Source organism: Aeromonas sp. Y289-2 (genome assembly GCF_027705925.1).
Lineage (GTDB): Bacteria > Pseudomonadota > Gammaproteobacteria > Enterobacterales > Aeromonadaceae > Aeromonas > Aeromonas veronii.
Genome location: NZ_JAPDCH010000001.1, coordinates 744,395 through 769,663, shown reverse-complemented (window position 1 = coordinate 769,663; position 25,269 = coordinate 744,395). Strand labels below are relative to the sequence as shown.

Annotated in this window: 27 protein-coding genes and 1 riboswitch; of the genes, 21 read left to right on the top strand and 6 right to left on the bottom strand. The window is 60.7% G+C overall.

Features of this window, described 5'->3' with window-relative positions:
* Positions 1 to 6: 6 nt before the first annotated feature.
* Positions 7 to 816: a class II glutamine amidotransferase gene (locus OKC43_RS03335; RefSeq protein WP_005353514.1), complete on the top strand. Its 810-nt coding sequence runs from the start codon at positions 7 to 9 to the stop codon at positions 814 to 816.
* Between the two features lie 291 nt (positions 817 to 1,107).
* A complete protein-coding gene (locus tag OKC43_RS03330; RefSeq protein WP_021229360.1) occupies positions 1,108 to 1,443 on the top strand; it encodes an Hpt domain-containing protein in 336 nt (111 codons plus the stop codon).
* A 39-nt stretch (positions 1,444 to 1,482) separates the two neighbouring features.
* On the opposite strand, the gene OKC43_RS03325 is transcribed toward OKC43_RS03330, so the two are convergent.
* Entirely contained in the window at positions 1,483 to 2,397 is a 915-nt protein-coding gene (locus OKC43_RS03325; protein WP_021229359.1) for a gluconeogenesis factor YvcK family protein, read from the bottom strand.
* A gap of 113 nt (positions 2,398 to 2,510) precedes the next feature.
* Between OKC43_RS03325 and OKC43_RS03320 the strand changes: the two genes are divergently transcribed.
* Together OKC43_RS03320 and OKC43_RS03315 are read left to right on the top strand one after the other, a co-directional pair.
* Positions 2,511 to 3,695 carry an FIST signal transduction protein gene (locus OKC43_RS03320; protein WP_270803873.1) on the top strand — a complete coding sequence of 395 codons (1,185 nt, stop codon included), beginning with the start codon at positions 2,511 to 2,513 and terminating at the stop codon, positions 3,693 to 3,695.
* Between the two features lie 31 nt (positions 3,696 to 3,726).
* Positions 3,727 to 5,823: a hybrid sensor histidine kinase/response regulator gene (locus tag OKC43_RS03315; RefSeq protein WP_270803872.1), complete on the top strand. Its 2,097-nt coding sequence runs from the start codon at positions 3,727 to 3,729 to the stop codon at positions 5,821 to 5,823.
* A 249-nt stretch (positions 5,824 to 6,072) separates the two neighbouring features.
* Here OKC43_RS03315 and OKC43_RS03310 read toward each other — a convergent pair whose 3' ends face one another.
* From OKC43_RS03310 to narQ, 3 genes are all read right to left on the bottom strand, one after another.
* On the bottom strand, positions 6,073 to 6,648 hold the full coding sequence (locus OKC43_RS03310; protein ID WP_005334473.1) for an LON peptidase substrate-binding domain-containing protein: 576 nt from the start codon (positions 6,646 to 6,648) through the stop codon (positions 6,073 to 6,075).
* A 103-nt stretch (positions 6,649 to 6,751) separates the two neighbouring features.
* Complete coding sequence (gene narL / locus OKC43_RS03305) at positions 6,752 to 7,390, bottom strand: two-component system response regulator NarL (protein WP_005334471.1); 639 nt, start codon at positions 7,388 to 7,390, stop codon at positions 6,752 to 6,754.
* On the bottom strand, positions 7,390 to 9,102 hold the full coding sequence (narQ, locus tag OKC43_RS03300) for a nitrate/nitrite two-component system sensor histidine kinase NarQ (protein WP_139460373.1): 1,713 nt from the start codon (positions 9,100 to 9,102) through the stop codon (positions 7,390 to 7,392). The genes narL and narQ overlap by 1 nt, the downstream gene beginning before the upstream one ends.
* 78 nt (positions 9,103 to 9,180) lie before the next feature.
* Positions 9,181 to 9,321: riboswitch (molybdenum cofactor riboswitch) on the top strand.
* Between narQ and moaA the strand changes: the two genes are divergently transcribed.
* The 16 genes from moaA (at position 9,309) to OKC43_RS03220 (ending at position 22,218) form a co-directional block, all read left to right on the top strand.
* A complete protein-coding gene (moaA, locus tag OKC43_RS03295) occupies positions 9,309 to 10,304 on the top strand; it encodes a GTP 3',8-cyclase MoaA (protein WP_129503609.1) in 996 nt (331 codons plus the stop codon). (Overlaps the previous riboswitch by 13 nt.)
* 239 nt (positions 10,305 to 10,543) lie before the next feature.
* Positions 10,544 to 11,086 carry a ferredoxin-type protein NapF gene (gene napF / locus OKC43_RS03290; RefSeq protein ID WP_088869499.1) on the top strand — a complete coding sequence of 181 codons (543 nt, stop codon included), beginning with the start codon at positions 10,544 to 10,546 and terminating at the stop codon, positions 11,084 to 11,086.
* A 29-nt stretch (positions 11,087 to 11,115) separates the two neighbouring features.
* Entirely contained in the window at positions 11,116 to 11,370 is a 255-nt protein-coding gene (locus OKC43_RS03285) for a chaperone NapD (RefSeq protein WP_139463832.1), read from the top strand.
* 101 nt (positions 11,371 to 11,471) lie between these two features.
* Complete coding sequence (napA, locus tag OKC43_RS03280; protein ID WP_159157283.1) at positions 11,472 to 13,961, top strand: nitrate reductase catalytic subunit NapA; 2,490 nt, start codon at positions 11,472 to 11,474, stop codon at positions 13,959 to 13,961.
* Positions 13,962 to 13,977: 16 nt separating this feature from the next.
* Positions 13,978 to 14,715 carry a ferredoxin-type protein NapG gene (gene napG, locus OKC43_RS03275; protein ID WP_227096169.1) on the top strand — a complete coding sequence of 246 codons (738 nt, stop codon included), beginning with the start codon at positions 13,978 to 13,980 and terminating at the stop codon, positions 14,713 to 14,715.
* On the top strand, positions 14,712 to 15,587 hold the full coding sequence (gene napH / locus OKC43_RS03270; protein WP_270803871.1) for a quinol dehydrogenase ferredoxin subunit NapH: 876 nt from the start codon (positions 14,712 to 14,714) through the stop codon (positions 15,585 to 15,587). The genes napG and napH overlap by 4 nt, the downstream gene beginning before the upstream one ends.
* Positions 15,587 to 16,042, top strand: coding sequence for a nitrate reductase cytochrome c-type subunit (locus OKC43_RS03265; protein ID WP_270803870.1), 456 nt, complete (start codon positions 15,587 to 15,589; stop codon positions 16,040 to 16,042). The genes napH and OKC43_RS03265 overlap by 1 nt, the downstream gene beginning before the upstream one ends.
* A gap of 11 nt (positions 16,043 to 16,053) precedes the next feature.
* A complete protein-coding gene (locus tag OKC43_RS03260) occupies positions 16,054 to 16,644 on the top strand; it encodes a cytochrome c3 family protein (protein ID WP_005353459.1) in 591 nt (196 codons plus the stop codon).
* A gap of 242 nt (positions 16,645 to 16,886) precedes the next feature.
* A complete protein-coding gene (gene moaB / locus OKC43_RS03255) occupies positions 16,887 to 17,393 on the top strand; it encodes a molybdenum cofactor biosynthesis protein B (protein WP_005344126.1) in 507 nt (168 codons plus the stop codon).
* A gap of 9 nt (positions 17,394 to 17,402) precedes the next feature.
* Entirely contained in the window at positions 17,403 to 17,927 is a 525-nt protein-coding gene (moaC, locus tag OKC43_RS03250; protein WP_270803869.1) for a cyclic pyranopterin monophosphate synthase MoaC, read from the top strand.
* On the top strand, positions 17,924 to 18,169 hold the full coding sequence (moaD, locus tag OKC43_RS03245; RefSeq protein WP_005353453.1) for a molybdopterin synthase sulfur carrier subunit: 246 nt from the start codon (positions 17,924 to 17,926) through the stop codon (positions 18,167 to 18,169). The genes moaC and moaD overlap by 4 nt, the downstream gene beginning before the upstream one ends.
* A gap of 2 nt (positions 18,170 to 18,171) precedes the next feature.
* The gene (moaE, locus tag OKC43_RS03240) at positions 18,172 to 18,645 is read left to right on the top strand and encodes a molybdopterin synthase catalytic subunit MoaE (RefSeq protein WP_064340972.1); all 474 of its coding nucleotides are present in this window, start codon (positions 18,172 to 18,174) and stop codon (positions 18,643 to 18,645) included.
* Positions 18,646 to 18,732: 87 nt separating this feature from the next.
* A complete protein-coding gene (gene modA / locus OKC43_RS03235) occupies positions 18,733 to 19,461 on the top strand; it encodes a molybdate ABC transporter substrate-binding protein (RefSeq protein WP_270803868.1) in 729 nt (242 codons plus the stop codon).
* A gap of 111 nt (positions 19,462 to 19,572) precedes the next feature.
* Complete coding sequence (gene modB / locus OKC43_RS03230) at positions 19,573 to 20,253, top strand: molybdate ABC transporter permease subunit (RefSeq protein WP_005334429.1); 681 nt, start codon at positions 19,573 to 19,575, stop codon at positions 20,251 to 20,253.
* A complete protein-coding gene (modC, locus tag OKC43_RS03225; protein ID WP_270803867.1) occupies positions 20,250 to 21,350 on the top strand; it encodes a molybdenum ABC transporter ATP-binding protein in 1,101 nt (366 codons plus the stop codon). Before modB ends, modC begins: the two co-directional genes overlap by 4 nt.
* Positions 21,351 to 21,441: 91 nt before the next feature.
* Positions 21,442 to 22,218: an alpha/beta fold hydrolase gene (locus OKC43_RS03220; RefSeq protein ID WP_270803866.1), complete on the top strand. Its 777-nt coding sequence runs from the start codon at positions 21,442 to 21,444 to the stop codon at positions 22,216 to 22,218.
* A gap of 70 nt (positions 22,219 to 22,288) precedes the next feature.
* Here OKC43_RS03220 and moeB read toward each other — a convergent pair whose 3' ends face one another.
* Together moeB and moeA are read right to left on the bottom strand one after the other, a co-directional pair.
* Entirely contained in the window at positions 22,289 to 23,044 is a 756-nt protein-coding gene (gene moeB / locus OKC43_RS03215; protein ID WP_236340584.1) for a molybdopterin-synthase adenylyltransferase MoeB, read from the bottom strand.
* Positions 23,041 to 24,267 (bottom strand): molybdopterin molybdotransferase MoeA, encoded by a 1,227-nt coding sequence (moeA, locus tag OKC43_RS03210; protein ID WP_270803991.1) that lies wholly within the window; start codon positions 24,265 to 24,267, stop codon positions 23,041 to 23,043. Before moeA ends, moeB begins: the two co-directional genes overlap by 4 nt.
* Positions 24,268 to 24,576: 309 nt before the next feature.
* Between moeA and folE the strand changes: the two genes are divergently transcribed.
* The gene (gene folE / locus OKC43_RS03205; protein WP_005334419.1) at positions 24,577 to 25,233 is read left to right on the top strand and encodes a GTP cyclohydrolase I FolE; all 657 of its coding nucleotides are present in this window, start codon (positions 24,577 to 24,579) and stop codon (positions 25,231 to 25,233) included.
* The last annotated feature ends 36 nt before the right edge of the window (positions 25,234 to 25,269 follow it).

Below are 25,269 nucleotides of genomic sequence, written 5' to 3'. Positions count from 1 at the left end.
CCGGATATGTGCGAACTGCTCGGCATGAGTGCCAATGTGCCGACCGATATCTGCTTCAGCTTTACCGGGTTGATGCTGCGCGGCGGCAAGACCGGGCCCCACAAGGATGGCTGGGGGATCACCTTCTACGAGGGGAAGGGCTTTCGCACCTTCAAGGATCCCGAGCCCAGCGCCCAATCTCCCATCGCCAGACTGGTACAGGCGCTGCCCATCAAGAGCTGCGCCGTGGTCAGCCACATTCGGCAAGCCAACCGTGGCTGCGTGTCACTGGAAAATACCCACCCCTTTACCCGTGAGCTGTGGGGCCGTTACTGGACCTTCGCCCACAACGGTCAGTTGACTGGCTACAAGAAGCTGCCAACCGGCCGCCACCGGCCGGTGGGGGATACCGACAGCGAGCACGCCTTCTGCTGGCTGCTCGATCGGCTGGAGCAAAAATATCCCAAGCGTCCGGCCAACTTTCCCGCCATGTTTCGCTATCTCGCTACCCTGTGTGACGAGCTCAGAGCATTCGGGGTGTTCAACATGCTGCTCTCGGACGGGGAGTATGTGATGAGCTACTGCAGCAACAACCTGCACTGGCTGACTCGCTGTGCGCCCTTTGGCGAGGCGAGCCTGCTGGATGAGGAGGTGGTGATCGACTTTCAAAGGGAGACCACCCCCAACGATGTGGTCACCCTGATCACCACCCGTCCGCTGACCGGCAATGAGAACTGGGTCAAAATGGCGCCCGGCGAATTCAATCTGTTTCGCATGGGGGAGCGGGTGGCGACCAACCAGGTCGCGCTTGAGCAAGATAAAAAAATACCAGGGTAGATACCTACCCTGGTTCTTCGCAGCAGCCATAAAAGGCAAAAGGGATGAGAGGTGTTGCTGAGCATCATCACTCTGACGGCATTGAGTGTTGATCAATTGTTAATTAGTGGCAATCAACTTGTTGTGTTGAGGGGCGTTTCAGCATCGCTATTTCGATACTGATCACATTTTTTGCCACTTTATTCCCTGAGCCATCCAATCGGGTGCTTCATCACAGCCTGGTCGTGAGCCACGACATCGAAAACTATCTATAGTATGGTCTGTTTGAATACCGTTCTGGAGGAGCCTCGCATGGAGTGGGTGGATCGCAAGGTGTTGCAGCAGCTGGCAGAGGATATCGGTCCGGATATGCTGCCCGTGGTCATCGCAGTTTTTATTGAAGAGGTGGGCGAGCAGCTGAGTCAGCTCAGACCCCTCTATGAACAGGGAGAGTGGGAGGCGCTGGCTCGGGTGGCACACAGCATGAAATCATCCTGTGGCAGCTACGGCGCCATACCGAGTTATCAGCAGGTGATGGCGCTGGAGATGGCCAGCAAGCAGGCCGATGTGGCCGAGGCGGAGCGCCAGTTGCAACTGCTGGAGGCCTCCTTGCCCCAGGTGCTCGCGTTTCTTGCCGATTATCATTAATGGCGCCATGCAGGGATGCCGGGGCGCCGTGACCGTTGCCTAACGCTGGTTGAGCAGTTGCTGGATGATCCGGTCCAGCGCCAGTTTCAGCTTCAACCGATCGTGCCGATGGGGCAGCTCAAGCTCGCCCAGCTCGGCTTCGATCACTCGCCCTTGCCAGTCCCCCGCATCACCCGCGCCTTGTGGGGCCAGGATGGCATCCAGCCGACCCTGACCGACCCGGGATTCCAGCCAGCGACACTGACTCATCAGATCCAGCTGACTGGCAGGGCCGTTTTCCGCCACCAGATTGCAGATGAAAACCAGCATGGCGCTGCTCTCGTTGATGGCCTGGGCGATCTCGGCCAGCAGCAGTGGTGGCATGATGGAAGTGAGAAAACTGCCCGGCCCCAGAATGATCATGTCCGCCTGCTGCAATGCCAGCACCGCTTCCCGGGTCGCTTGCACCTCCGGCATCAGGCCGAGGGAGAGGGGCGGTGTTGCCAGTTGATCGATGGATACCTCTCCCAGGATCTGGGTGCCACACTCCATATGGGCGCAGAGATCGGTGGGAAATTCAGACATGGGTAGCAATTGTGACTCGATTTTGAGCATGTCACTGATCAGCTTGATAGCATCAAGAGGACGGACACAGAGATTATCGAGCGCCAGCAGCATCAAGTTGCCAAGGTTGTGGCCCGCCAGCTCGCCTTTGCCGGCGAAGCGGTACTCGAACAACAGGCTGCCGATGCTGGGATCGGTCACCAGCTGGTTCAGGCAGTTGCGCAGATCGCCCCAGGCGATGCACTCCTGACTCTTGCGCAGGCGTCCGGTCGAGCCACCATCATCTGTGGTGGCGACGATGCCGGTGAGCCGTTGACCGAGAAACGAGAGGGACGAAAGCACTCGTCCCATGCCATGGCCACCACCGATGGCAACGACCCGATCGAAGTCATTGATGTTTTTTTGCCACATATGGGCGTCCTGTTATTGGTCTCAGTTGACCGCTATGTTAGCAAGCGAAGCGAGATAATTGTTTGATAAAGGTATGATTTTTGCTTGAGGCAGCCATTCGATAAAACAAGGAGATGGTGTTGAAATTTCTGACCGTTCACTCCCTCGCCCAGAATTCATCGCTGGCGGCCCAAGATATCTGCGCGCAGCTGCGCCACCATGCCGATCAGGCCCCCTCCCTGCTGTTACTCTATTTTACCCAAGCCCATGAGGGGGCGATACTGCGCGACGTGCTCAAACGCCAGTTCCCGACGACCCGCCTGCTTGGGTGCAGCTCTTGCGGTGGTGTCATGACCGAGATGGGACACCACGCCCGAGACGGATATGGGCTGGCCGTTGCTGCTCTGTACGATGAGAAAGGGGCATTCGGGGTAGCCGGTGCCAGCGGTGACGGGGTGGATGTGCGGCAGTTGCTGCGCCGAGCCATGAGCGACTGTGGTCGGCCGGGCGAGCTGCCCCAGCTGATCCTGTTTCATGCCAGTCCCGGTAAGGAAGAGGGGCTGCTGGCCGGTATCGAGGCCGAACTCGGTGCCTCGGTGCCGGTGGTCGGTGGATCTGCGGCTGATAGCAGCGTCAGCGGTGACTGGCAACTCTGCTGGGATGAGGCGGTGGCCCAGGATGGCATCGGTCTGGCGGTGCTCTATCCCGATTGCCAGCTGGCTTTTCAGTTTCACTCCGGTTATGTGCCTGCCGAATTCAGCGGCGAGATCACCGCCTGCAACGGGCGGGAGGTACTCACCATCGATCACCAGCCTGCTGCCGAGGTCTATGCCCGCTGGTGCGGGCGCGAGCAGCCCTGGCCGGTGGGGGCGATTTTGCGGGAGACCACGCTCACCCCGCTGGCTCGTCAGGTGGGAGCGCTGGATGGCATTCCTTACTACAAACTCTCCCACCCCGAAGCGGTGACTGAACAGGGCGGGCTGCGGCTCTTTACCGATGTGGTGCAAGGGGAGCGTCTGTTGTTGATGTACAGCAGTCAGGAAGGGTTGTTGCAGCGCAGCCTCAATGCCATGCGCATCGAGCTAGGATATGGGGTCGATGTGGAATTGCAGCCTATCGGCGCTCTCATCATCTTTTGTGCTGGTTGCCGTTTGGCGCTAGGTGATATGTTGTGCCAATTTGTCGAGCAGAGCCAGGCTCGCCTCGGCAAGATCCCCTTTATCACCCCCTTTACCTTCGGCGAGCAGGGGCGGCTGCCCAATGGCGAGCTGGCCCACGGCAACCTGATGGTATCGAGCGTGATTTTCCTGACCCGTTGAGTCGGCAGAACATAACAGAGCAGGCAACAAGATGATTGGCAACAGTGAACTGGAAGCCCTCGGCGACAAATTGCAGACCACGCTGGTCGACCTTATGCGTTGCCGCGAGCGCGAGGCCAAGTATCGTCACGAGTCCCAGACCCTGCTGGGCGGGGTTGCCACCCTCGCCGATGCCAAGACGCTGGAGCAGGTGCTGGAGAGCCTTATCCAGGTGCTCAAACCCTTTATCGGCTTTGAACACGCGGATGTAGTGGCCTGGGAAGGGGAGCAGGGGAGTACCCACCTCAGTACCGAGCCGATGCTATCAGCCCGCAGCTGGCACATGACCCCGGCCTTTGCCCGCGCCATCGCCGGTGAAACCCTGGTGATCTACGACCCTTCCCAGTTGCCTGAACTGGCGCCGCTGGCGAGCGAGCCGGGCTGGGCCAGCGTGATGCTGACCGGGCTGCAGGCCCCCGGTTTTACCGCCACCCTCATCTGCCGCCACGCTCGGGCGGGCACCTTCGATCTCACCAGCAAGGCCGCCATGGAGCGTTGCCGCCCGCTTATCGCCCAAGCGCTGGTCAACATCACCTATCGGGCCCGCTTGCAGGAGCAGGTCGCGGTAAAAACCGAGGCGCTGCAGGCCAGCGAACGCCGTTTTCGCAGCTTCGCCGCCATGGCCTCTGACTGGTTCTGGGAGACAGATGCCGAGCATCGCCTCAGTTATGCCTCTGAGCCGGGTTATCTGGATGAGATGACCCCGCAGGCGACCCGGCCGACCCTCTATGACTACGTCTGCAACAAGCAGAGCTGCGATGCCCAGAAATACCTGCAGCTTTTGGCGCTGCGCCAGCCGGTGCGAGGGGTGCGGATGCAGGTTGCGCTGCAACACGGCCCCTGCTGGATGGAGGTGAGCGCCGAGCCCTGCTTTGACCATGATGGCCTGTTTATCGGTTATCGCGGCACTGCCCGGGATATCAGCAACCAGATCCGTAGGGAAGAGGAGCTGGCGCGGGCACGGGATGAGGCCGAAGCGGCTAACCGTGCCAAGTCCCAGTTTCTCGCCATGATGACCCACGAGATCCGTTCGCCCATGAATGCGGTGTTGGGGATGCTCGATCTGGTGCAGCATGCCGAGCTGGCGCCGGAGCAACAGAGCCTGCTGCGCCATGCCACCCACTCGGCCAGATTGCTGCAAACAATCATCGACGACGTGCTCGATTTTTCGAAAATCGAGTCGCAAACCCTGGTGTTTCACTGCGAGACCCTGCAACCCGTCCAGCTTTGCCAATCTCTGGTCGAGCCGCTGCAAGCTCGCGCGACCGCCAAGGGGATCGCGCTGGTTTATCGGGTCGATGAGTCGGTCCCCCGGGAGTTGCAGGGGGATCCGATGCGTTTGTCACAGGTGATGGGCAATCTGCTGGACAACGCCCTCAAATTTACCGAACAGGGGCAGGTGACACTGCACCTGGGTTGGCAGGATGAGAAGCTGCTTATCTCGGTCTCCGACACCGGGATCGGGATCGCTGATGCGGATCAGGCGCTGCTGTTTGAACCCTTCTCCCAGGTCGACAACTCGGCCACCCGGCGTTTTTCCGGTACCGGCCTCGGTCTTGCCATCAGCAAGCGTCTGGTGACGCTTATGGGGGGAGAGATCCACCTGAAGAGCGAGCCGGGCAAGGGAAGCTGTTTCTGGTTCGAACTGCCTGGCATGGCGTTGCCTTGCCATAGCCAGCCGCAGCGGGAGGAGGGGGCTTCGGCACTGCTGCCACTGGATGTGCTGGTGGTAGAGGACAGCCCGGTAAATCAGCTGGTGGTATCGCTGATGCTGCAAAAACTGGTGGGCAAGGTACGGCTGGCTGCCAATGGTCTGGAGGCGCTGGCGCAGGTGGATGAGCAGCTCCCGGATCTGATCCTGATGGATATGCGGATGCCCCTGATGGACGGACTGGAAGCGACCCGGCGCTTGCGTGAGTTGGGATGCACCATGCCAATCGTTGCCCTGACGGCCAATGCGATGGCGGAGGACAAGGCGTGCTGTCTGGCGCAGGGAATGGATGACTTTCTCGCCAAACCGATCACCTTGTCACGGCTGAGAGAGTGTTTGCAGCGTCACTTTGGTCAGCGGTTGCCGACGCGCGGATAAAAAAAATGGTCAACTTTGTGGGTTGACCAGTTCTTCAGCAAATACTGAAGAGAGCACGGGATAAATCGGGTTGTATCAATCTATATGAAAAATCTGTGCCAACTTTTTAGGGACTCTTTTGTGTTCAATTTTGGCCGTTTAGCGCAGCGGCTCTCTCTTGTTATGGTGTTTTGCGTTCCTACTTACTCGCAAAATGCGAATTTCACATTTTCATTGTTGGAATAATTGCATTTTGCAACGCTGTTTTTGTCATTGTGAAATCAGGCGATGCAGAAATTTACGGGCCGCTTCGCTGTTTTGTTTGGCAATCAGCATCTGCTTTTCATAAATCGGCATCGGCAATATCTCGAGCCAGCGTTGGCAGAGCCAGGCGGCATCTTCAAAGCGCTTGTCCGGATAGAGCTCATCAAGCTCCGGATACTGCTCGAACACTTCCCGCAGGCGATTGACCAGCAGCTTGTCGTTGAAATCTGAGTGGGTGCTCGGCCAGTTGGGCAGCATCTCCACCTTGGCCCGGCGCAGGCCCATCTCGTCTGTTTCCATCTCGTGGATACAGAAGCGCTCCAGTCCCAGCACCGTCACCCCCAGCAGGCCATCATTGAGGGTGTAGAAGTCGGTCACCTTGACCCGGGTGCCCACCGGCAGAATGCGGCCGGATTGTCCCGAGGTGGTCGACTCTTCCATCACGATGCCAAAGCCCTGATCGTTGATGAATGACTCCTTGAGCATCTGCAGGTGGCGTGGCTCGAACAGACGCAGAGGAAGCTTGCCGCCCGGCAGTATGTGGGAAGGCAAGGGGAACAGTGCCAAAGGTTGTAGTTTCATGTTCCATCCTCCATTGAGTAGTTGCTGAATATGACAATGCAGCGACTGTGCCAGAGAATGAAAAAAGCCACCGGAGGGTGGCTTTTCGGGCGGTTGAGAGCGCTTAGTTGCGCTGCTCCAGATACATGACAGCCGCTTCCACGCGGCTTTGCGCCTCGAGTTTCTTCAGCAGGCTCTTCACGTGAACCTTGACCGTTCCCTCGGAGATATGGAGTACCGAGGCGACCTGTTTGTTGGAGAGGCCTTTTGCAATTTCGCGCAGGATTTGCATTTCGCGACGCGTTAAGCTTTCCAGCTTCTGCTGCAGGTGATCCAGCTCGTAGATGTTTTCGAGATAGGGGCGCAGCGGTTCGCTCAGGATCTGCTTGCCGGTCATCACGTCGGCCAGCTGGGCCAGCAGCAGATCAGGCTCGGTATCCTTGAGCAGGTAGCCGTCGGCACCGGCCTTGAGCAAAGCAACCACATCCTGACGGGCATCGGAGACGGTGAGGATCACCACCCGGGAGGTGATCTCTTCGGCCCGCAGCGCCTTGAGGGTATCGAGGCCGGAGAGCCCCTTCATATTGAGGTCGAGCAGGATCAGATCCGGCTCGGACTCTTTGGCCAGCGCCACGGCATCTGTGCCGTTGGAGGCTTCACCGGTCACCTCCATGTTCTCTTCCAGAGCCAGCAACTGCACAATCCCTTTGCGCATGAGGGGATGGTCATCTACGACCAGAACTGTGTATTTCATCTCGTCCATCAGGCGTCTCTCGCTAGACTGGTGGGAAAGGTCAGATGCACGCAGGTGCCTTGTGGTTGCTGCTCGTTGATGGTCAGCAGACCGTGCAGTTTGCTGGCGCGCTCGTTCATGATGCTCAAACCGTAATGGTTGATCGCCGAGCTGGCGAGTCCGATCCCGACACCGTCATCTGAAATCTGAACCTCAATGTTACCACTGGCGAGGGTCTCACAGCTAACATCAATCACTTGCGCGTTGGCATGTTTGATGGCATTGAGCACTGCCTCACGGATCAACTGCAAAATGTGGATATGCTGGCCCGCCTCCAGGTCGTTGTCGGCCAGTCCGTAATGGAACCGGATTTCGGCCTGGGTCTGAGGTTGCAGCTGATCGAGCATAACCCGGATTGCTTCCCCAAGATTGGCATCGCCAATGGTGAGACGGAAGGTACCGAGCAGTTCGCGCAACTGGGTATAGGCATTGCTAAGCCCCTCGTCGATCTGCTGCATCGCCTCCTGCGCCTTTTCATGCTGCCCCTTGGCGTAAGAGCGCTTGAGCAGGGTGGACTGGATCTTGAGATAGGAGAGGGCCTGCGCCAGCGAGTCGTGCAGCTCCCGGGCGATCACCGCCCGCTCCTCCATCAGCAGCAGTCGCTGTTGTTGCAGCAGGGTCTGGTCTTTGTGCAGCACCTGAGCCAGCAGCATGGTGAAGTTCTTGATCAACCGCTCATCGATGGGGTGTTGGCTGATGATGTCGAGGCGACCGAACTCCTGCTCATCCATCTGCAGATAGAAGCTGGCGACCGCATCGAGATCGCCGGGCCAGCCGGTGCGCCCCGATATATAGACCGGCATGGCATTGTGCTCGAAGCGGGTCAGCCGGATATGGTCGATATGCTGGTGGGCGGCGGCGCGGTCCAGCAGTTTGATGAGGGTACGGGTACTGAGCGGGGCAGCGTGCAGCTTCTGGGCGGTCGAGTAGAGAAACGAGAGTGTGTCGTTGGCCTGTTGCAGCTTGGCTGTTTTCTCTTCCACCTTGTTTTCCAGCTCCCGATAGAGCTTGCCCAGCTCGTCGGCCATGGTGACGAAGGCGCGCGACAGCTCCCCCAGCTCGTTTTCGCCGTGGGCGGGCAGCTTAAGATCGAAATCCTGCCGCTGGATCTGGCGGGCACAGTAGACCAGCTGGTTGAGGGGGGCGACCACCTGCTGGCGGGTGAAGCGCACCGTGAACCAGGCGATGGTGATGATGGCCAGCAGGCCGAGCCCCTCCGCCAGTGCCAGCATCCGCACCTTGAATTCCACGTGGTACTGCATCTGATTGACGAAATTGTCGATGGCCGCCACAAACTGCTCGGTGTTATCGGTGTACCGTCTGGGGGTGCGATCCTCGATGTGCTGGCGCATCACCTGCCACTGGCCGAGCACCTCGCCATAGGTGCGACGCAGGGAGGCAGGAGTGATCCAGCGCTGGGTCTCCTGCAGCTCTTCGGCGTGCAGGGTCTCTTCAAACTGGGATAGGCGCCCCAGCACGCTGTCGCCCCGCTCGATTTCGTAGGCCATCCGGTAGGCCTGCATCCGCAGCGAACCGGAGAGGTTGATCGCCTTGGCATCGGGTACCGAGTAGAAGAGGGTGACCATGGCGACCAGCGCGATCAGGCTGGCCATGAAGAGGATCAACACCATGGCACGGCCGATGGCACTGCTGACCGAATGGACCCTGAACCGTTTTCCCATACTGATGCGCACCTCTGAATAGTGATAAGGACCCCGCAAGATGCGTGGGAGTGTACTCCAACTTGTGTTAGCATCGAAAAACTAGATGAACTCCGAGCGGTTTTGCCTAAGTCCTAGCGATAGGGGGAAACCAGCCGTCAGCCGACGTTCGAGCTGTAAGGGTCAGGAAAGAAATGCCCTGGCCTCCCGTATTTGGAAAGGTGTTTATGTTGCCACTTGAAGATGGTTTTTCCCGTCGTTTTTACTATTTGCGTCTGTCAGTGACCGATGTGTGCAATTTCCGTTGCACCTATTGCCTGCCTGACGGTTATCGTCCCCCCGAAGGTCACAAAGCGGGGCGTCAACCCTTTCTCTCGATTGACGAGATCCGCCGCGTGGTCAGCGGTTTTGCCGCCATGGGCACCCGCAAGGTGCGCATCACGGGGGGCGAGCCCTCCCTGCGCCGCGATTTCACCGAGATCGTCAAGGTGATTGCCTCCACCCCGGGTATCGAGAAGGTCGCCATGACCACCAACGGCTATCGCCTCAAGGAGCGGGCTCAGGAGTGGTTTGATGCCGGACTCAACGCGCTGAATGTCAGTGTCGACAGTCTCGACCCGCGCCAGTTTCACCAGATCACCGGAGAGAACAAGCTGGCCGAGGTGATGGAGGGGATCGAAGCAGCACTGGCCGCCGGTTTCAAATCTGTGAAGATCAATGCGGTGCTGCTCAAGGGGCTCAACGACTACCAGCTCGATGCCTTTCTGGGCTGGATCAGGCACAAGCCTATCGAGCTGCGCTTTATCGAGCTGATGCAGACCGGCGAGATGGATACCCTGTTTCGTGACCACCATGTCAGCGGCGAACAGATCAAACAGCGCTTGCTGGAGAGCGGCTGGGTGCAGCAGTTGCGGGGCACGGATGACGGTCCGGCGCAGGTCTTTATGCACCCCGATTCGCAAGGTGGGGTGGGGCTCATCATGCCCTACAGCAAGGATTTCTGTGCCGGTTGCAACCGGCTGCGGGTCTCCTCGCTGGGGAAGCTGCATCTGTGCCTGTTTGGTGACAACGGCATCGACCTGCGGGATCTGCTCGGCGCAGATGCACAATCCGATGAGCTGCAACAGCGCATTCGCGCGGCACTGGCGGGCAAGAGTGCCACCCATCGTCTCCATGAGGGCAATGCCGGCATCACCCCTCATCTCGCCTCGATCGGCGGATAACCGTAAAAAATCGCCAACGATTAAATAGCAATCCTCACATGGAGGTATTTTAACCGATACCTCCATTTTTATTGCGCTGCAAGGCTTTGATCTGGCGCAAGAATCCCCCCTGTTTATCTCCCTGGTGGTATATCCCTTACCTTGTCAGGGCCGCAATATACACCCACTCTTATAATTGGTATCAAGAATGCCAATCATGGACTCGCACTGTCCCCTTTTTCACCAGAACAGGAGTCAACATGCCGGATGAGATCGATCTTGCCCGCCGCGGCCTGTTCCGGGGGCGGCTGAGAACTGCCGAACCGCCGGTGCAGTTGCCCTGGTCAGTCAACTGGTCGGCATTTGTCGCCGACTGCACCCGCTGCGGGGACTGTCTGGCGGCCTGTCCGGAGCAGATCCTGGTGAATGGCGAGGGCGGTTTTCCGGTGGTCGATTTCCAGCGTGGCGAATGCACCTTCTGCACCGAGTGCGCCACGGTCTGCAAGGCGCCTGTGTTTCGCCCGACCAGCGAGTCCCCCTGGCACTACAAGGCCCATATCGAGGCCAACTGTCTGGCCAATGGTCAGGTGTTCTGCCAGCGCTGTCAGGACAGCTGCGAGCCCAATGCCATTCGTTTTATTCCGGTGCTGGGGCGTGTGCCCACCCCGACGGTCGAGCCGGATCGCTGTAATGGCTGCGGCGCCTGTGTGCAGGATTGTCCGGTTGGCAGCATCAAGGTCGACGGGCGAGCCGCCCCATCCGGTGGTGCGAGCCAGCCCACCCTCAAGCAGGAGTCAGAATGAGTCAGAAGCCGTGTGACACAGAAGCCACAATGGATCAGGAGTTCCATGTATCGAGTCTGGTGGTGCTGGCCCAGCCCCCTTTGCGCCATCAGCTCGCCGAGCAGATTGGCGCCCTTGAAGGGGCCGAGATCCACGCCGTCAGTGACGAGGGGAAGCTGGTCGTGACCCTGGAAGGTCCGAGCCAGCGGCCGATCATGGCGGCCATTGATGCGATACAGGCGATGCCGGGCGTGCTCTCCGCCGCCCTGATTTACCACCAGTTCGATGAACTGGGCGGTCACTGAAAAGAGTGATGGGATGCCGGGCGTGCCCTCTGCCGCTGATGGCTGGCTCCCGTTCGACAGATTCGACAACTATTACGCGATAAGCAATGTGAGGATATGCCATGAAGCTGAGTCGACGCGACTTTATGAAGGCCAACGCGGTGGCAGCTGCCGCTGCCGTGGCCGGTGTCAGTGCCCCCACGCTGGCAGCCAATCTCATCACCAGTACCGACAAGACGGCCATCCATTGGGATAAGGCTCCCTGCCGCTTCTGCGGTACCGGCTGCTCCGTGCTGGTGGGCTCTCAGGATGGTCGGGTCGTGGCGACTCAGGGCGACCCCGATGCACCGGTCAACCGTGGCCTCAACTGCATCAAGGGCTACTTCCTCTCCAAGATCATGTACGGCCAGGATCGCCTCACCCAGCCGATGCTGCGGATGAAGAACGGCCAGTTCGACAAGGATGGCGACTTCGCCCCCATCAGCTGGGATCAGGCGTTCGACATCATGGCCGAGAAGTTCAAGGCGACCCTGAAAGAGAAGGGGCCGACCGCCGTCGGCATGTTCGGCTCCGGCCAGTGGACCGTCTGGGAAGGCTATGCTGCCGCCAAGCTGATGAAGGCCGGTTTCCGCTCCAACAACATCGACCCCAATGCCCGTCACTGCATGGCCTCTGCGGTCGTCGGCTTCATGCGTACCTTCGGCATGGACGAACCGATGGGCTGCTATGACGATATCGAGCAGGCCGATGCGTTCGTGCTGTGGGGCTCCAACATGGCCGAGATGCACCCCATCCTCTGGTCGCGGATGTCCGATCGCCGTCTCTCCAACCCGGATGTGCAGGTGCATGTGCTCTCGACCTTCGAGCACCGCAGCTTCGAGCTGGCGGACAACGGCATGGTGTTTACCCCGCAGACCGACCTGGCGATCCTCAACTATGTCGCCAACTACATCATCCAGAACGACAAGGTGAACTGGGACTTCGTCAACAAGCACACCGTGTTCAAGAAGGGGGTCACCGATATCGGTTACGGCCTGCGCCCGACCGATCCGCTGCAGCAGAAAGCGAAGAACCCGGACAGCGGCGATGCCACGCCGATGACCTTCGAGGAGTTTGCCAAGTTCGTGGCGGATTACGATGTGGAGTCGGTCTCCAAGCTCTCCGGCGTCTCCAAAGAGAAGCTGGAAAAGCTGGCCAAGCTCTATGCCGACCCGGGCAAGAAGGTGGTCTCCTACTGGACCATGGGTTTCAACCAGCATACCCGTGGCGTCTGGGCCAACAACCTCTGCTACAACATCCACCTGCTGACCGGCAAGATCTCCGAGCCGGGTAATGGTCCTTTCTCACTGACCGGCCAGCCCTCTGCCTGTGGCACTGCGCGTGAAGTGGGTACCTTTGCCCACCGTCTGCCTGCCGACATGGTGGTGACCGAGCCCAAACACCGCGCCATTGCCGAGCAGATCTGGAAACTGCCGGAAGGGACCATTCCCGACAAGGTGGGTTTCCACGCCGTGCTGCAGGATCGCATGCTCAAAGATGGCAAGCTCAACGCTTACTGGGTGATGTGTAACAACAACATGCAGGCCGGCCCCAACATGAATACCGATCGCCTGCCTGGCTATCGCGATCCGCGCAACTTCATCGTGGTCTCCGACCCGTACCCGACCGTCACTGCCCAGGCCGCTGACCTCATCCTCCCCACCGCCATGTGGGTGGAGAAAGAGGGGGCCTATGGCAACGCCGAGCGCCGCACCCAGTTCTGGCACCAGCAGGTGAAAGCGCCGGAAGGGGCCAAGTCCGACTTGTGGCAGCTGATGGAGTTCTCCAAGCGCTTCAAGGTTGAGGAAGTCTGGCCGGCTGAGCTGATTGCCAAGATGCCGGAAGTGAAGGGCAAAACCCTGTTCGATGTGCTCTATGCCAACGGTCAGGTCAACCAGTTCCCGAAAGAGCAGAGCAAGGGGATGCTGAACGATGAAGCCGAGCACTTCGGTTTCTACGTCCAGAAGGGCTTGTTCGAGGAGTACGCCACCTTCGGTCGCGGTCACGGCCACGATCTGGCACCGTTCGATCAGTACCACGAAGCCCGTGGTCTGCGCTGGCCTGTGGTAGATGGCAAAGAGACCCTGTGGCGCTACCGTGAAGGGTTCGACCCCTATGTGAAAGCGGGTGAGGGGGTGCGCTTCTATGGCAAGCCCGATGGCAAGGCGGTCATCTTCGCCCTGCCGTTTGAGCCCGCCGCCGAGTCGCCCGATAAAGAGTACGACCTGTGGCTCTCTACCGGTCGCGTGCTGGAACACTGGCACACCGGCACCATGACCCGCCGCGTGCCCGAGCTTTATCGCGCCTTCCCGGATGCGGTGCTCTTCATGCACCCGGACGATGCCAAGGCTCGCGGCGTGCGTCGTGGCGAAGAGGTGATCGTCTCCTCCCGCCGTGGCGAGGTGAAGACCCGGGTCGAGACCCGTGGTCGCAACCGTCCGCCGAAAGGACTGGTCTTCATGCCCTTCTTTGACGCCAGCCAGCTGGTTAACAAGCTGACCCTGGACGCCACCGATCCGCTCTCCAAAGAGACCGATTACAAGAAGTGCGCCGTCAAGGTGATGAAGGCTTAAGGCGGGGGAGTGCGAGATGAGTCGTAGTCGTCGCCAGTTTCTGGCCGACATGGCCAAGGGGGCCTGCGGTGTGGGCCTGCTTGGCGTGGGGCTCGGTGGCGTGGCCCGCCAGCAGGCGCAAGCTGTGCCTGCTCAGGCGCTGCGTCCGCCCGCCGCTCTCGATGAAACAGAGTTCCTCAGCGCCTGCGTGCGCTGCGGACTCTGCGTCGAGGCGTGCCCCTACGACACGCTCAAGTTGGCCCGGCTGTTTGACCCGGTGACCACTGGTACCCCCTACTTCAAGGCGCGTGCCGTGCCCTGCGAGATGTGTGATGACATTCCTTGCGTGGTGGTCTGTCCGAGCGGTGCGCTGGATCAGCAGATGACCGACATCGATCAGGCCCGGATGGGGGTGGCAGTGCTCATCGATCACGAGACCTGCCTCAACTATCTGGGGCTGCGCTGTGATGTCTGCTATCGGGTCTGCCCGCTGATTGACAAGGCGATCACTCTTGAGCTGCAGCATAACCAGCGTACCGGCAAACACGCCATGTTCCTGCCCACGGTACACAGCGATATCTGTACCGGCTGTGGCAAGTGTGAGCATGCCTGCGTGCTGGAGGAAGCTGCCATCAAGGTGGTGCCACGCCAGCTCGCCAAAGGTGAGCTGGGTCATCACTACCGGCTCGGCTGGGAAGAGAAGGCCAAGGCGGGGAACAAGTCGCTCATCGGCGACAGGCTCACTCTGCCCACCCGCAAACCGGAGGGGTTATGAGTCGTTATCCGGGGGAAGAGGCGCGCATCAAGCTGGGGTGGTGGCGTTCCCATCGCTTCCTGCTGCTGCGTCGGCTGAGTCAGTTCAGCGTGCTCGGGCTGTTTTTGCTGGGGCCGTTGGCGGGTATCTGGATCCTCAAGGGCAACCTCTCCAGCTCGCTGTTGCTGGAGACGGTGCCGCTGACCGATCCCCTCACGCTGTTGCAGTCGCTGGCGGCGGGTCACTGGCCCATCACCACTCTCTGGCTGGGGGCTGCCATTGTGCTGGCCGGTTACTGGCTGGCCGGGGGGCGGGTGTTCTGCTCCTGGGTCTGTCCGGTCAACCTCATCACGGATGCGGCGGCCTGGCTCAGGGGGCGCCTTGGCCTCAAGGGCAATGGCCAGTTCAGCCGAGCGACCCGCTACTGGCTGCTGGCCATGGTGCTGGTGGTGCCTGCTGTGGTCGGCGTGATGGCGTGGGAGCTGGTCAATCCGGTGTCGCTCGCCATGCGCGGTCTGCTGTTTGGCATGGGGGCGGGCTGGGCCCTGCTTGCAGCGCTGTTCCTGTTCGATCTCTTCGTAGTTGAGCGGGGCTGGTGCGGTCATCTCTGTCCGGTGGGGGCCTTCTATGCCCTGGTCAACCGGGTCGGGTTTATCAAGATTTCTGCCAAGGGGCGCGAGCGGTGCAACAACTGCATGGATTGTTATGCGGTTTGCCCGGAGCGTCCCATCCTGCGCGGGCCTGTTCACGGTGCCAAGCGCGGTCACGGGCCCTTGATTGCGGCTCAGGAGTGCACCAACTGTGGCCGCTGCATCGATGTCTGCGCGGAACAAGTTTTTGAAATCACTGTAGGTTTTGCCGTCAAGGCAGAAAAAACGTCGGAGAACAAATAATGGAAAAGCTGATTGGAGCAATGCTGGCCTGCCTGATGGCGGGATCCTTGATGGCAGCGGCCCCCGAGATCACCAACAGTACCGGTGGCCTCAAGTCCGAGCGTGGCGCCACCGATCTGGTGACTGATGCCACCGCCGCGCCCCTGAAAAACTTCCGCAAGGATGGCGCGCCCTACGATCGCCAGTACATGCATCAGCCGCCGCTGATCCCCCACGACATTCGCAACTATGAGGTGGACACCAAGGTCAACAAGTGCCTGGCTTGCCACAGCTTCAAGAATGCCAGCGCCATGAAGGCCCCCAAGATCAGTCCGACTCACTTCGAGACCCGCGACGGCCTGACCCTGGGTGAAGTGTCGCCACGTCGCTACTTCTGCCTGCAGTGCCATGTGCCGCAAGCGGATGCCAAGCCGCTGGTGGAAAATACCTTTAAACCGGTTGAAGCGCTGAACTGAGGAATCCATAGATGAAATTACCCGGCTTTATCCAGCGTCTGTGGACCACCTTCAAGTCACCATCGAAGGCGGCTCTCTGGGTCATCTTGCTGATGGGCTTCTTTGGTGGCGTGATTTTCTGGGGTGGCTTCAACACCGCCATGGAAGCATCCAACACCGAGGCCTTCTGCACCAGCTGTCACGAGATGAAGGACAACGTGTTCGAGGAGTACCGCGACACCATCCACTACGCCAACCGCTCCGGCGTGCGGGCCAGCTGCCCGGATTGCCACGTGCCCCACGAGTGGACCTACAAGATCATCCGCAAGGTGCAGGCTTCCAAGGAGCTGTGGGGCATGATCACCGGCAAGGTGGATACCCGCGAGAAGTTCGAGTCGCACCGACGCGAGATGGCGGAGCGGGAGTGGCAGCGGATGAAAGAGACCGATTCGCGCGAGTGCCGCAACTGCCACAACTTCGAGTACATGGACTTCTCCCTGCAGGGGCAGCGTGCTGCCAAGATGCACTCTACCAATCTGGCCAGTGGTGAAAGTACCTGCATCGATTGTCACAAGGGGATTGCGCACCAGCTGCCCGACATGACCGGGGTGAAAGGATTCTGATCCTGCGACGACAGGCCGGGTTTGCCCGGCCTGCGTTTTGTTCATATATGGGACAAGCATCAGATTTGTGTGTCTTTTAAATCCCATATCTCGTGAAACCTTTGATAGAATCAGCCCGCCGTCACACGCTTGAGCAAGTTGGTCACCCCTGTCTGCGTCCGTTTTTGCGCCCTGACAGCTGGCCTCTCATACCCCTTCTCTTCCTGCCTCGTTGACGGCCCATAGCCACAAGGAGCTGCCCGATGGGACAGAAACACAACGCATTTATTCCCCTCAAGATCGCCGTGCTGACGGTTTCCGACAGCCGCACTGCCGCCGATGACAGCTCGGGCGACTATCTGGTCTCGGCCCTTACCGACGCGGGCCATCAGCTGGCCGATCGGGCGCTCTGCCCGGACAACCTGTTTCGCATCCGCGCACGGGTGAGCGAGTGGATCGCCGATGAGGGGGTGCAGGTGGTACTGATTAACGGCGGTACCGGATTCAATGAACAGAACCGGGTACCGGAAGCGGTCGGTGTGCTGTTCGAGCGCACCGTACAGGGTTTTGGCGAGATGTTCCGTCAACTCTCTTTTGCCGAGATTAAAGGCTCCGCCATGCAGAGCCGTGCGCTGGCGGGACTCGCCAATCGCACCCTGATCTGCTGTCTGCCGGGCTCCACCGGCGCATGTCAGCTGGGTTGGGAGCAACTGATCCGCGATCAGCTCGATGCCCGCACCAAGCCGTGCAACTTTGTCTCCCACCTCTGAGAGCAAGTGATGAACCAGACCGATACCAAGCAGACCCAGCCCAACCTGACGCATCTGAATCAGAGCGGCGAAGCCCATATGGTGGATGTGACCGACAAGCAGGTGACCGAGCGCGAAGCCCGTGCCGAGGCGTTTGTTGCCATGGCCCCCGAGACGCTGACGTTGATCCTGAGTGGCCAGCATCACAAGGGTGACGTGTTCGCCACCGCCCGCATCGCCGGTATCATGGCCGCCAAGAAGACCTCTGATCTGATCCCACTCTGCCATCCGCTGGCCTTGACCCGAGTAGAGGTGGAGATAGTGCCGCTGCCCGAGCAGCAAAAGGTGCATATCCGCACCCTCTGCAAGCTCTCCGGCAAGACTGGTGTCGAGATGGAGGCGCTGACCGCAGCGTCGGTAGCGGCGCTGACCATCTACGACATGTGCAAGGCGGTGCAAAAGGACATGGTGATCGAACAGGTGCGACTGGTAGAGAAAAAGGGCGGCAAGTCCGGCCATTTTCAGTTTGGGGCAAATAGCGGGGAGCAAGCATGATCAAGGTACTGTTTTTTGCGCAAGTAAGAGAGCTGGTGGCCTGCGACGAGTTGAGCCTGCCGTGCGACTACGCCACCGCCGAACAACTGCGCGCGGCGCTCTGTGAACGCGGCGACAAGTGGGCGCTGGCGCTGGAAGCAGGCAAGCTCTTGGTCGCGGTCAATCAGACCTTGGTGCCCCTCGATACCCCCATCAATGATGGCGATGAGGTGGCCTTCTTCCCACCGGTGACCGGAGGTTAAGGATGAGCGAGGCAACCATGACCGATCGCATTCTGGTGCAGCGGGAGGATTTCTCGCTGGCGGACGAATATGCCCGCCTCGCCACCCGCCCCGACAGTGGCGCCATCGTCACTTTCGTTGGCAAGGTGCGCGACTTCAATCAGGGGGAGGAGGTGAAGGGGCTGGCCCTCGAGCACTACCCCGGCATGACGGAAAAGGCGCTGGCGGATATCGTGCAGGAGGCCCGTCGCCGCTGGCCGCTGCAGGAGTGTACCCTCATTCATCGTATCGGCGAGTTGTGGCTTGGCGATCAAATCGTGCTGGTGGCGGTGAGCAGTGCCCACCGCGACGCCGCCTTTGACGCCTGTCACTTCATCATGGATTTCTTGAAAACCCGGGCGCCGTTCTGGAAAAAAGAGCTGACCGCCGAGGGTGTGCAACGCTGGGTCGAGGCCAAGGAGAGCGACAACGCCGCCGCTGCCCGCTGGCAAGCCTGACCTGTTCATCACGAGGGGCGCAGGTTCAACGGGAACCACGGCCCCGCCAAGGGGCGCGGATGTGCGGGCCCCATCAGGAGAAAGGGAATGAAACCGCTGTTATCTGTTGTCATCGCCGGCGTCTGCGCCACCACCTTGCATACCGGTGCAGTGCAGGCTGATGAAGTGAAAGTGGCCGTGGCCGCCAACTTCAAGGGAACCATCGAGCGTATCGGTAAGGAGTTCACCGCCAAGACCGGCCACACCCTGGCCATCTCGTCTGCCGCCACCGGGGTGCTCTACACCCAGATCAGTCACGGCGCACAGTTCGATCTCTTCCTCTCCGCCGATGCGGCGACCCCCGAGAAGCTGGAAAAAGAGGGCAAGGGGAGCGATCGCTTCACCTACGCCATCGGCCAGCTGGGGCTGTGGAAGAAGGGGGGGCCGGCCCCTGACGAGGCGACCCTGCGCAGCTGGAAAGGCAACCTCGCCATCGCCAATGCCCGCACAGCTCCCTATGGTGCTGCCGCCATGGCGACCCTCACCCATCTCAAGATCGATCCCAAGCAGTACCGGTTGCTGACCGGTGCCAACATCGGCCAGACCTGGCAATTTGTCGACACAGGCAATGCCGAACTGGGCTTTGTCGCCTGGGCCAATCTGGTGGAAGCGGGCAAGACTGGTGAAGCCTGGGCAGTGCCTGCGAGCTTCTATCCCCCCATCGAGCAGCAGGGGCTGATATTGAAGAAAGGCGCCGCGGTCGAGGCGCTGGTGGCCTGGCTCAAGGGGCCGGGTCAGGCGCAGATCAAGGCTGCTGGTTATGCCTTGCCCCAATAAGGGGATGGGCCTGATGCGATACCCTGAGTGGTCGGCCTTCGGGTCGGCCACTCTTTGCAATAAGGAGCGATACCATGCCGTTGGGGGCATTTATCAACCGGGAGGTCGGCAATGAGTGAAGGGGATCTGCTGGCGGTCTGGCTCACCCTGAAGCTTGCGGCCTGCACCACAGCGATTTTGCTGTTGCTGGCACCGCCGCTGGCCTGGTGGCTGTCGCGCAGTCAGAACCGGCTGCGGCCGCTGGTTGAGGCGCTGGTGGCGCTACCGCTGGTGCTCCCCCCCACTGTGCTGGGCTTTTATCTGCTGCTCGCCTTCTCCCCTGAATATGGCTTCGGCGCCTGGTGGCGCGACACCTTTGGTGCCCCGCTTGCCTTCAGCTTTCTCGGCCTGCTGTTCGCCTCCATCCTCTATTCGCTGCCGTTCGTAGTGCAGCCGCTCACCTCCGCCTTCGTCAACATGGGTAACAAGGAGCTGGAGGCTGCCGCTACCTTGGGGCTCGGCCCGCTGGAGCGCTTCTTCCACATCATCTTGCCGATGACTCTGCCCAGCTTTGTGATGGCTGCGGCCCTCGGCTTTGCCCATACATTGGGGGAGTTTGGCGTGGTGCTGATGATTGGCGGCAATATCCCTGGCGAAACCCAGGTGCTCTCCATCGCCCTGTTTGATCATGTGGAGGCGATGGATTACCGACAAGCCCACTATCTGGCGGGCGGCCTGATGGCCTTCTCGCTGGTGATGCTGGTGCTGGTCTACGGGGTGTTGCAGCGCCGACAGCGGAGAGTGTTTGGATGAACCAGCCCGCTACTATGCCGCCTGTGAACGTGCCGCACCGCCATGCCTTGAACCTCCATGCCCGGCGCGAGTTTGGCCCCTTTACCCTCGATTGTGCACTGACCCTCGAGCTGGGGGGGATCCTCGGCCTGTTTGGCCCCTCAGGCTGCGGCAAGAGCACCCTGCTGCGCATCATCGCCGGGCTCGATCGCCAAAGCGGGGATCGCTTGCGGTGGCGCGATCGGGAGTATGCTCAACTTCTGCCCGAAGCGCGCCGGATCGGACTGGTGTTTCAGGACTCGCGCCTCTTCCCCCATCTGACGGTGCTCGGCAATCTGCAACTGGCGGCCCGCAAGGGGCGAGGGCGCTGGCAGCCCGAAGCGCTGGCGGCTCGGCTCGGTTTTGTCGATCTGCTGGGGCAGCCTGCCCATGCCCTCTCTGGCGGCCAACGCCAGCGGGTAGCGCTGGGGCGGGCGCTGCTGGCCGAGCCTGATCTGCTGCTGCTCGATGAGCCTTTTTCTGCGCTCGATCGGCGTAGCCGCATCCATCAGGCCCATGTGCTAAAGGGCTTGCAGCAGGAGAGCAGCATCCCGATGATCTTCGTCAGCCACGCCATGGAGGAGGTGAGCCTGCTCTGCGATCAGCTGGTGCTGCTGGAAGGTGGCAGAGTGGAGGCGCAAGGCCGGCCGAGCGAGATTTTCGCCCGTACGGACCTGTCACTCGCCAGCCGTGACGATGCCGGGGTGATGCTGGCGGCGACCCTCTCTCACTACGATGAAGAGGAGCAGATGGCGACCCTGCAGCTTGGTGAGCAGCAACTGCGGGTCACAATGACCCAGGTGCCGGATGAGAGCGGCCCCTTGCAGATCAAGGTGGCGGGGCGCGATGTGGTGATCGCCACGGCCCCCATCGAGCACTCCAGCCTCTCCAACTGTCTCGTCACCCGTCTGCTGGCGGTGCGCGAGGTGCGCCCCGGCCAGACCCTGTTGCAGTTGGCGCTGGGTGAGCAGATACTGCTGGCCCGGATCACCAGCCGCTCCGCCAAGCGGCTGGCGCTGGCGCCGGAGCAGCAGATCTACGCTTATATCAAGGCGGTGAGTCTGGTCAGCGAAGGCTGATTGGGCGCCGTGCTGATAACGTGGCAGGATGGCCACGGGCAACATAACAACAAGAGATGGTTCAGGTGATGAGTCGAGAGGCAATACACTGATGCGCCGCAATCAGGTGATGAAATTCAACGGTCTTGCCCTGCGCAGTGCGGGGGAGGGCCCCTTGCTGTTGCTGCTGCATGGGCTGGGCTCCTCCAGCCTCGACTGGCAGGCGCAGATCGAACGGTTTTCCGAACACTACCGGGTGGTGGCGCTGGACTTGCGCGGCCACGGCCAGAGCATGCAGGAGGGGCCGTTCGATGTGGCGACCCTGGCAGCCGATGTGGTGAACTGGCTCGACGAGCAGCCGGAGCCCGCCTGGGTGGTGGGATTGTCGCTCGGGGCCATGGTGGCGCTGGAGCTGGCGCTGCAACTCCCCCACAAGGTGCAGGGACTGGTGCTGGTCAACGGTTTTAGCGAGTTTCTGCTGGAAACACCCAAAGAGCAGGAGCGTTACGCCCAGCGCCTCAAATTGCTGCGCTGGTTTGGCATGCGCCCCCTCGCCTGGTGGCTGGGACGCGAGCTCTTCCCGGGCCCGGAGCTGGCACAGGTACGCCACACCTTCCGACTGCGTTTCGTGCGCAATAAAAAGAAAACCTACAAGGCGCTGCTGGAGGCGTTACCGGGCTGGTCGGTACGGGCCCGGCTCGGCGCTATCTGGCAGCCGGTGGCCATCATCTCCACCACTCACGACTACCTGCCGCTGGCCAAACGGGTAGAGCAGTTTGCCGCCTTGCCCAACGCCACCATCCACACTCCCAACGGCCACCACGCCTGGCCCGCGGAAGATCCCTCGGGCTTTAATCACCTGTTGCAACGGATCCTCACGACCCATTGAGGAAGGGGTTGTTAGGTGCAGGTACCAAAAAGCCGAACCACAGGGTTCGGCTTTTTTGATCCCGTTTGCGTCAAGGATGGGAGCAGACCGGGCAGTCGGGGCGCTTGGGCAGCTTCATCTCGCGGAAGGTGCCACTCAGGCCGTCGATCATCAGCAGGCGGCCGCTGTAGCTTTTGCCCATGCCTGCCAAAAGCTTGATAGCTTCCAGTGCTTGCAGGCTGCCCACCAATCCCACCACGGGGGCGAGCACTCCCGCCTCGACGCAGGTGAGGGCCTGCTCGCCGAACAGGGCGCTGAGGCAGGCGTAGCAGGGTTCATCTTCCTGCCAGGTAAAGCTGCAGAGCTGCCCCTCCAGCCGGATGGCGGCGCCACTGACCAGCGGAACCCTGTGTCGGCGTGCCTTTTGATTCAGCAGGTTGCGAATGGCCAGGTTGTCAGTGCAATCCAATACCAGCTGGTGTTGGGGCAACAGGGTATCGAGCAGCGCCTCATCGGCCACGGCCGCGTGGGTCTCCACGTTGAGCCAGGGATTGAGGGCACGAAGCGACTGCGCTGCTGAGTCTACTTTGTAGTGGCCAATTCGCTCATCGTTGTGTAGCACCTGACGCTGCAGGTTGGAGAGCTCCACCTTGTCGAAATCGACCAGGGTGAGCTGGCCAACCCCGGCCACCGCCAGATACTGGCTGGCGGCGCAACCAAGGCCACCGGCGCCGATCACCAGCACACGGGCCTGCTTGAGCGCCTCCTGTCCCTCGAAGTCGAAGGATTTGAGGATGATCTGGCGGTTGTAGCGCAGCAGTTCGGCGTCGCTCAGGATCTCGCTCACAGCAGCAATCCCCCGAACGGTTCGACGGTGACGGTTTCGCCCGCAGTGACGCGCCCACGTTCGCGCTCAAGAATGATGTAGCAGTTGGCCCGCGACAGGGAGCTGAACACGGCGGAGTCCTGCGAGCCGGTACTGCGTACCTCGAGGCCATTTGGACCCTGACTCAGGATGCCGCGCTGGAAGTCGAGTCGGCCCGGGCTCTTCTTGAGCGGCTCGGTGGTGACGGCCTGCAGCTGAAGCGGGCGTTCGAAGCGTTGGCCCGCCAGCTTGGCCAGCGCCGGTTGCACCAGCTGATCGAAGGTGACCATGGCGGAGACCGGGTTGCCCGGCAGGCCGAAGAACCAGGCGCGGGGCAGGCGGCCGAAGGCAAATGGCTTGCCCGGCTTGATGGCCAGCTTCCAGAAGCCGATCTCGCCTAGCTCGTCCAGCAGCTGTTTGGTGAAGTCCGCTTCCCCTACCGAAACGCCGCCGGTGGTGATGAGCACATCGGCCTCTTCATCGGCGCGGATAAAGGCGGCACGCAGCTGGGCGGGATCATCCGGGATGATGCCAAGGTCGAGGCAGTCGCAGCCCAGCCGCGCCAGCATGGCCCGCACGCCGTAGCGGTTGGAGTCGTAGATGTCGCCGTGGGCGAGCGGGGTGCCAATCGGCTTGAGCTCGTCACCTGTGCTGAAAATAGCCACTTTCAGCGGGCGACGCACCGTGACGGTAGCCACGCCGAGGGAGGCCAGCAGTGGCATTTCGCGCGGGGTGAGGCGAGTATCGGCTGGCAGCACGCAGGCGCCCTTGCCGATATCGCTGCCGGCGCGGCGGATATTCTGGCCCGGTTCGGGTTGTGCCAGAAAAGTGATCCGATCGCCGTCGGCCTGCGTTTCTTCCTGCATCACCACCGCATCGGTGCCTGCGGGAACCGGGGCGCCGGTCATGATCCGCACGCAGTGGCCGGCGGGCCACTCGCCCTGATAGGGCTGACCGGCAAACGCCTTGCCCGCCATGATGAGCGGGGTGCCGCTGGCGAGATCCGAAAGGCGCACAGCGTAACCGTCCATAGCGGAGTTGTCGAAGGGGGGCACGGCGAGGGGAGAGGCGATGTCGCTGGCAAGAACCCGGCCAAGGGCCTCTGGCAGGGGCTGCTGCTCGCTGTCGCAGCAGCAGGCGAGTTGTTCCAGCATCCCTTGCAGGGCATCGCTTAAGGGGAGTAGTCCGCTGGTATCAAATCCCATCGTCATGACCTCTTTCTATGATTGAAGGCGGGATTATCACAAAAATCCCCGGGGATGGGCAGGTTATCTCAAGGGAATCTCGGGGTAATCGGCGCTGAAACGGGGGTTGATGGCCATAAAGTATGAGGTGACGCACAAGTTGACTTGAATCTTGGCGGCAATGGCCGTTTACTATGCCGCCATAACAGATGGCTGTCACATCCTGTGTGGCGACCATTACAGCGATACCGTCGGCCCTGTACGCAGCCATAACATAAGGGGTTGCTCCTTGAGCTGCCCTCACAGTCCCTGAGCGTGGGAGAGAAGATAATGACAACCTTAAGTCCGGAAGCCTTGCTGGTCAGGGCTGCCCTCGAAGCCCAGGGACTGGAAACCCCCCTGGTCACCAACGAGCTGAACAGCCAGCAGAAGCGGGAGAAGATCGAAGGCCATATGCGCTCCATCATGGAGACGCTGGGGCTGGATCTGACCGATGACAGTCTGGCCGAGACGCCGCATCGCATCGCCAAGATGTACGTCAACGAGATCTTCTCAGGCCTCGACTATTCCACCTTCCCCAAGGTGACGGTGATCGAGAACAAGATGCAGGTGGACGAGATGATCATGGTGCGGGACATCAGCCTCACCAGCACCTGCGAACACCACTTCGTCACCATCGACGGCATGGCCCATGTGGCCTATATCCCTCGTGGCAAGGTGATTGGCCTGTCGAAGATCAACCGCATCGTGCAGTTTTTCGCTCGCCGTCCCCAGGTGCAGGAGCGGCTGACCCAGCAGATCCTGCTGGCGCTGCAGACCCTGCTCGGTACCAAGGATGTGGCCATCAGCATCAAGGCGACCCACTACTGCGTCAAGGCGCGCGGGGTGATGGATTCGACTTCCTATACCACTACCACCTCCCTCGGCGGGGTGTTCAAGACCCAGCCCGATACCCGGGCCGAATTTCTGGGCGGCCTGCGCGGATAAGATAGCGGTTGTTTTGTAACCGCCACGCTGAATAAC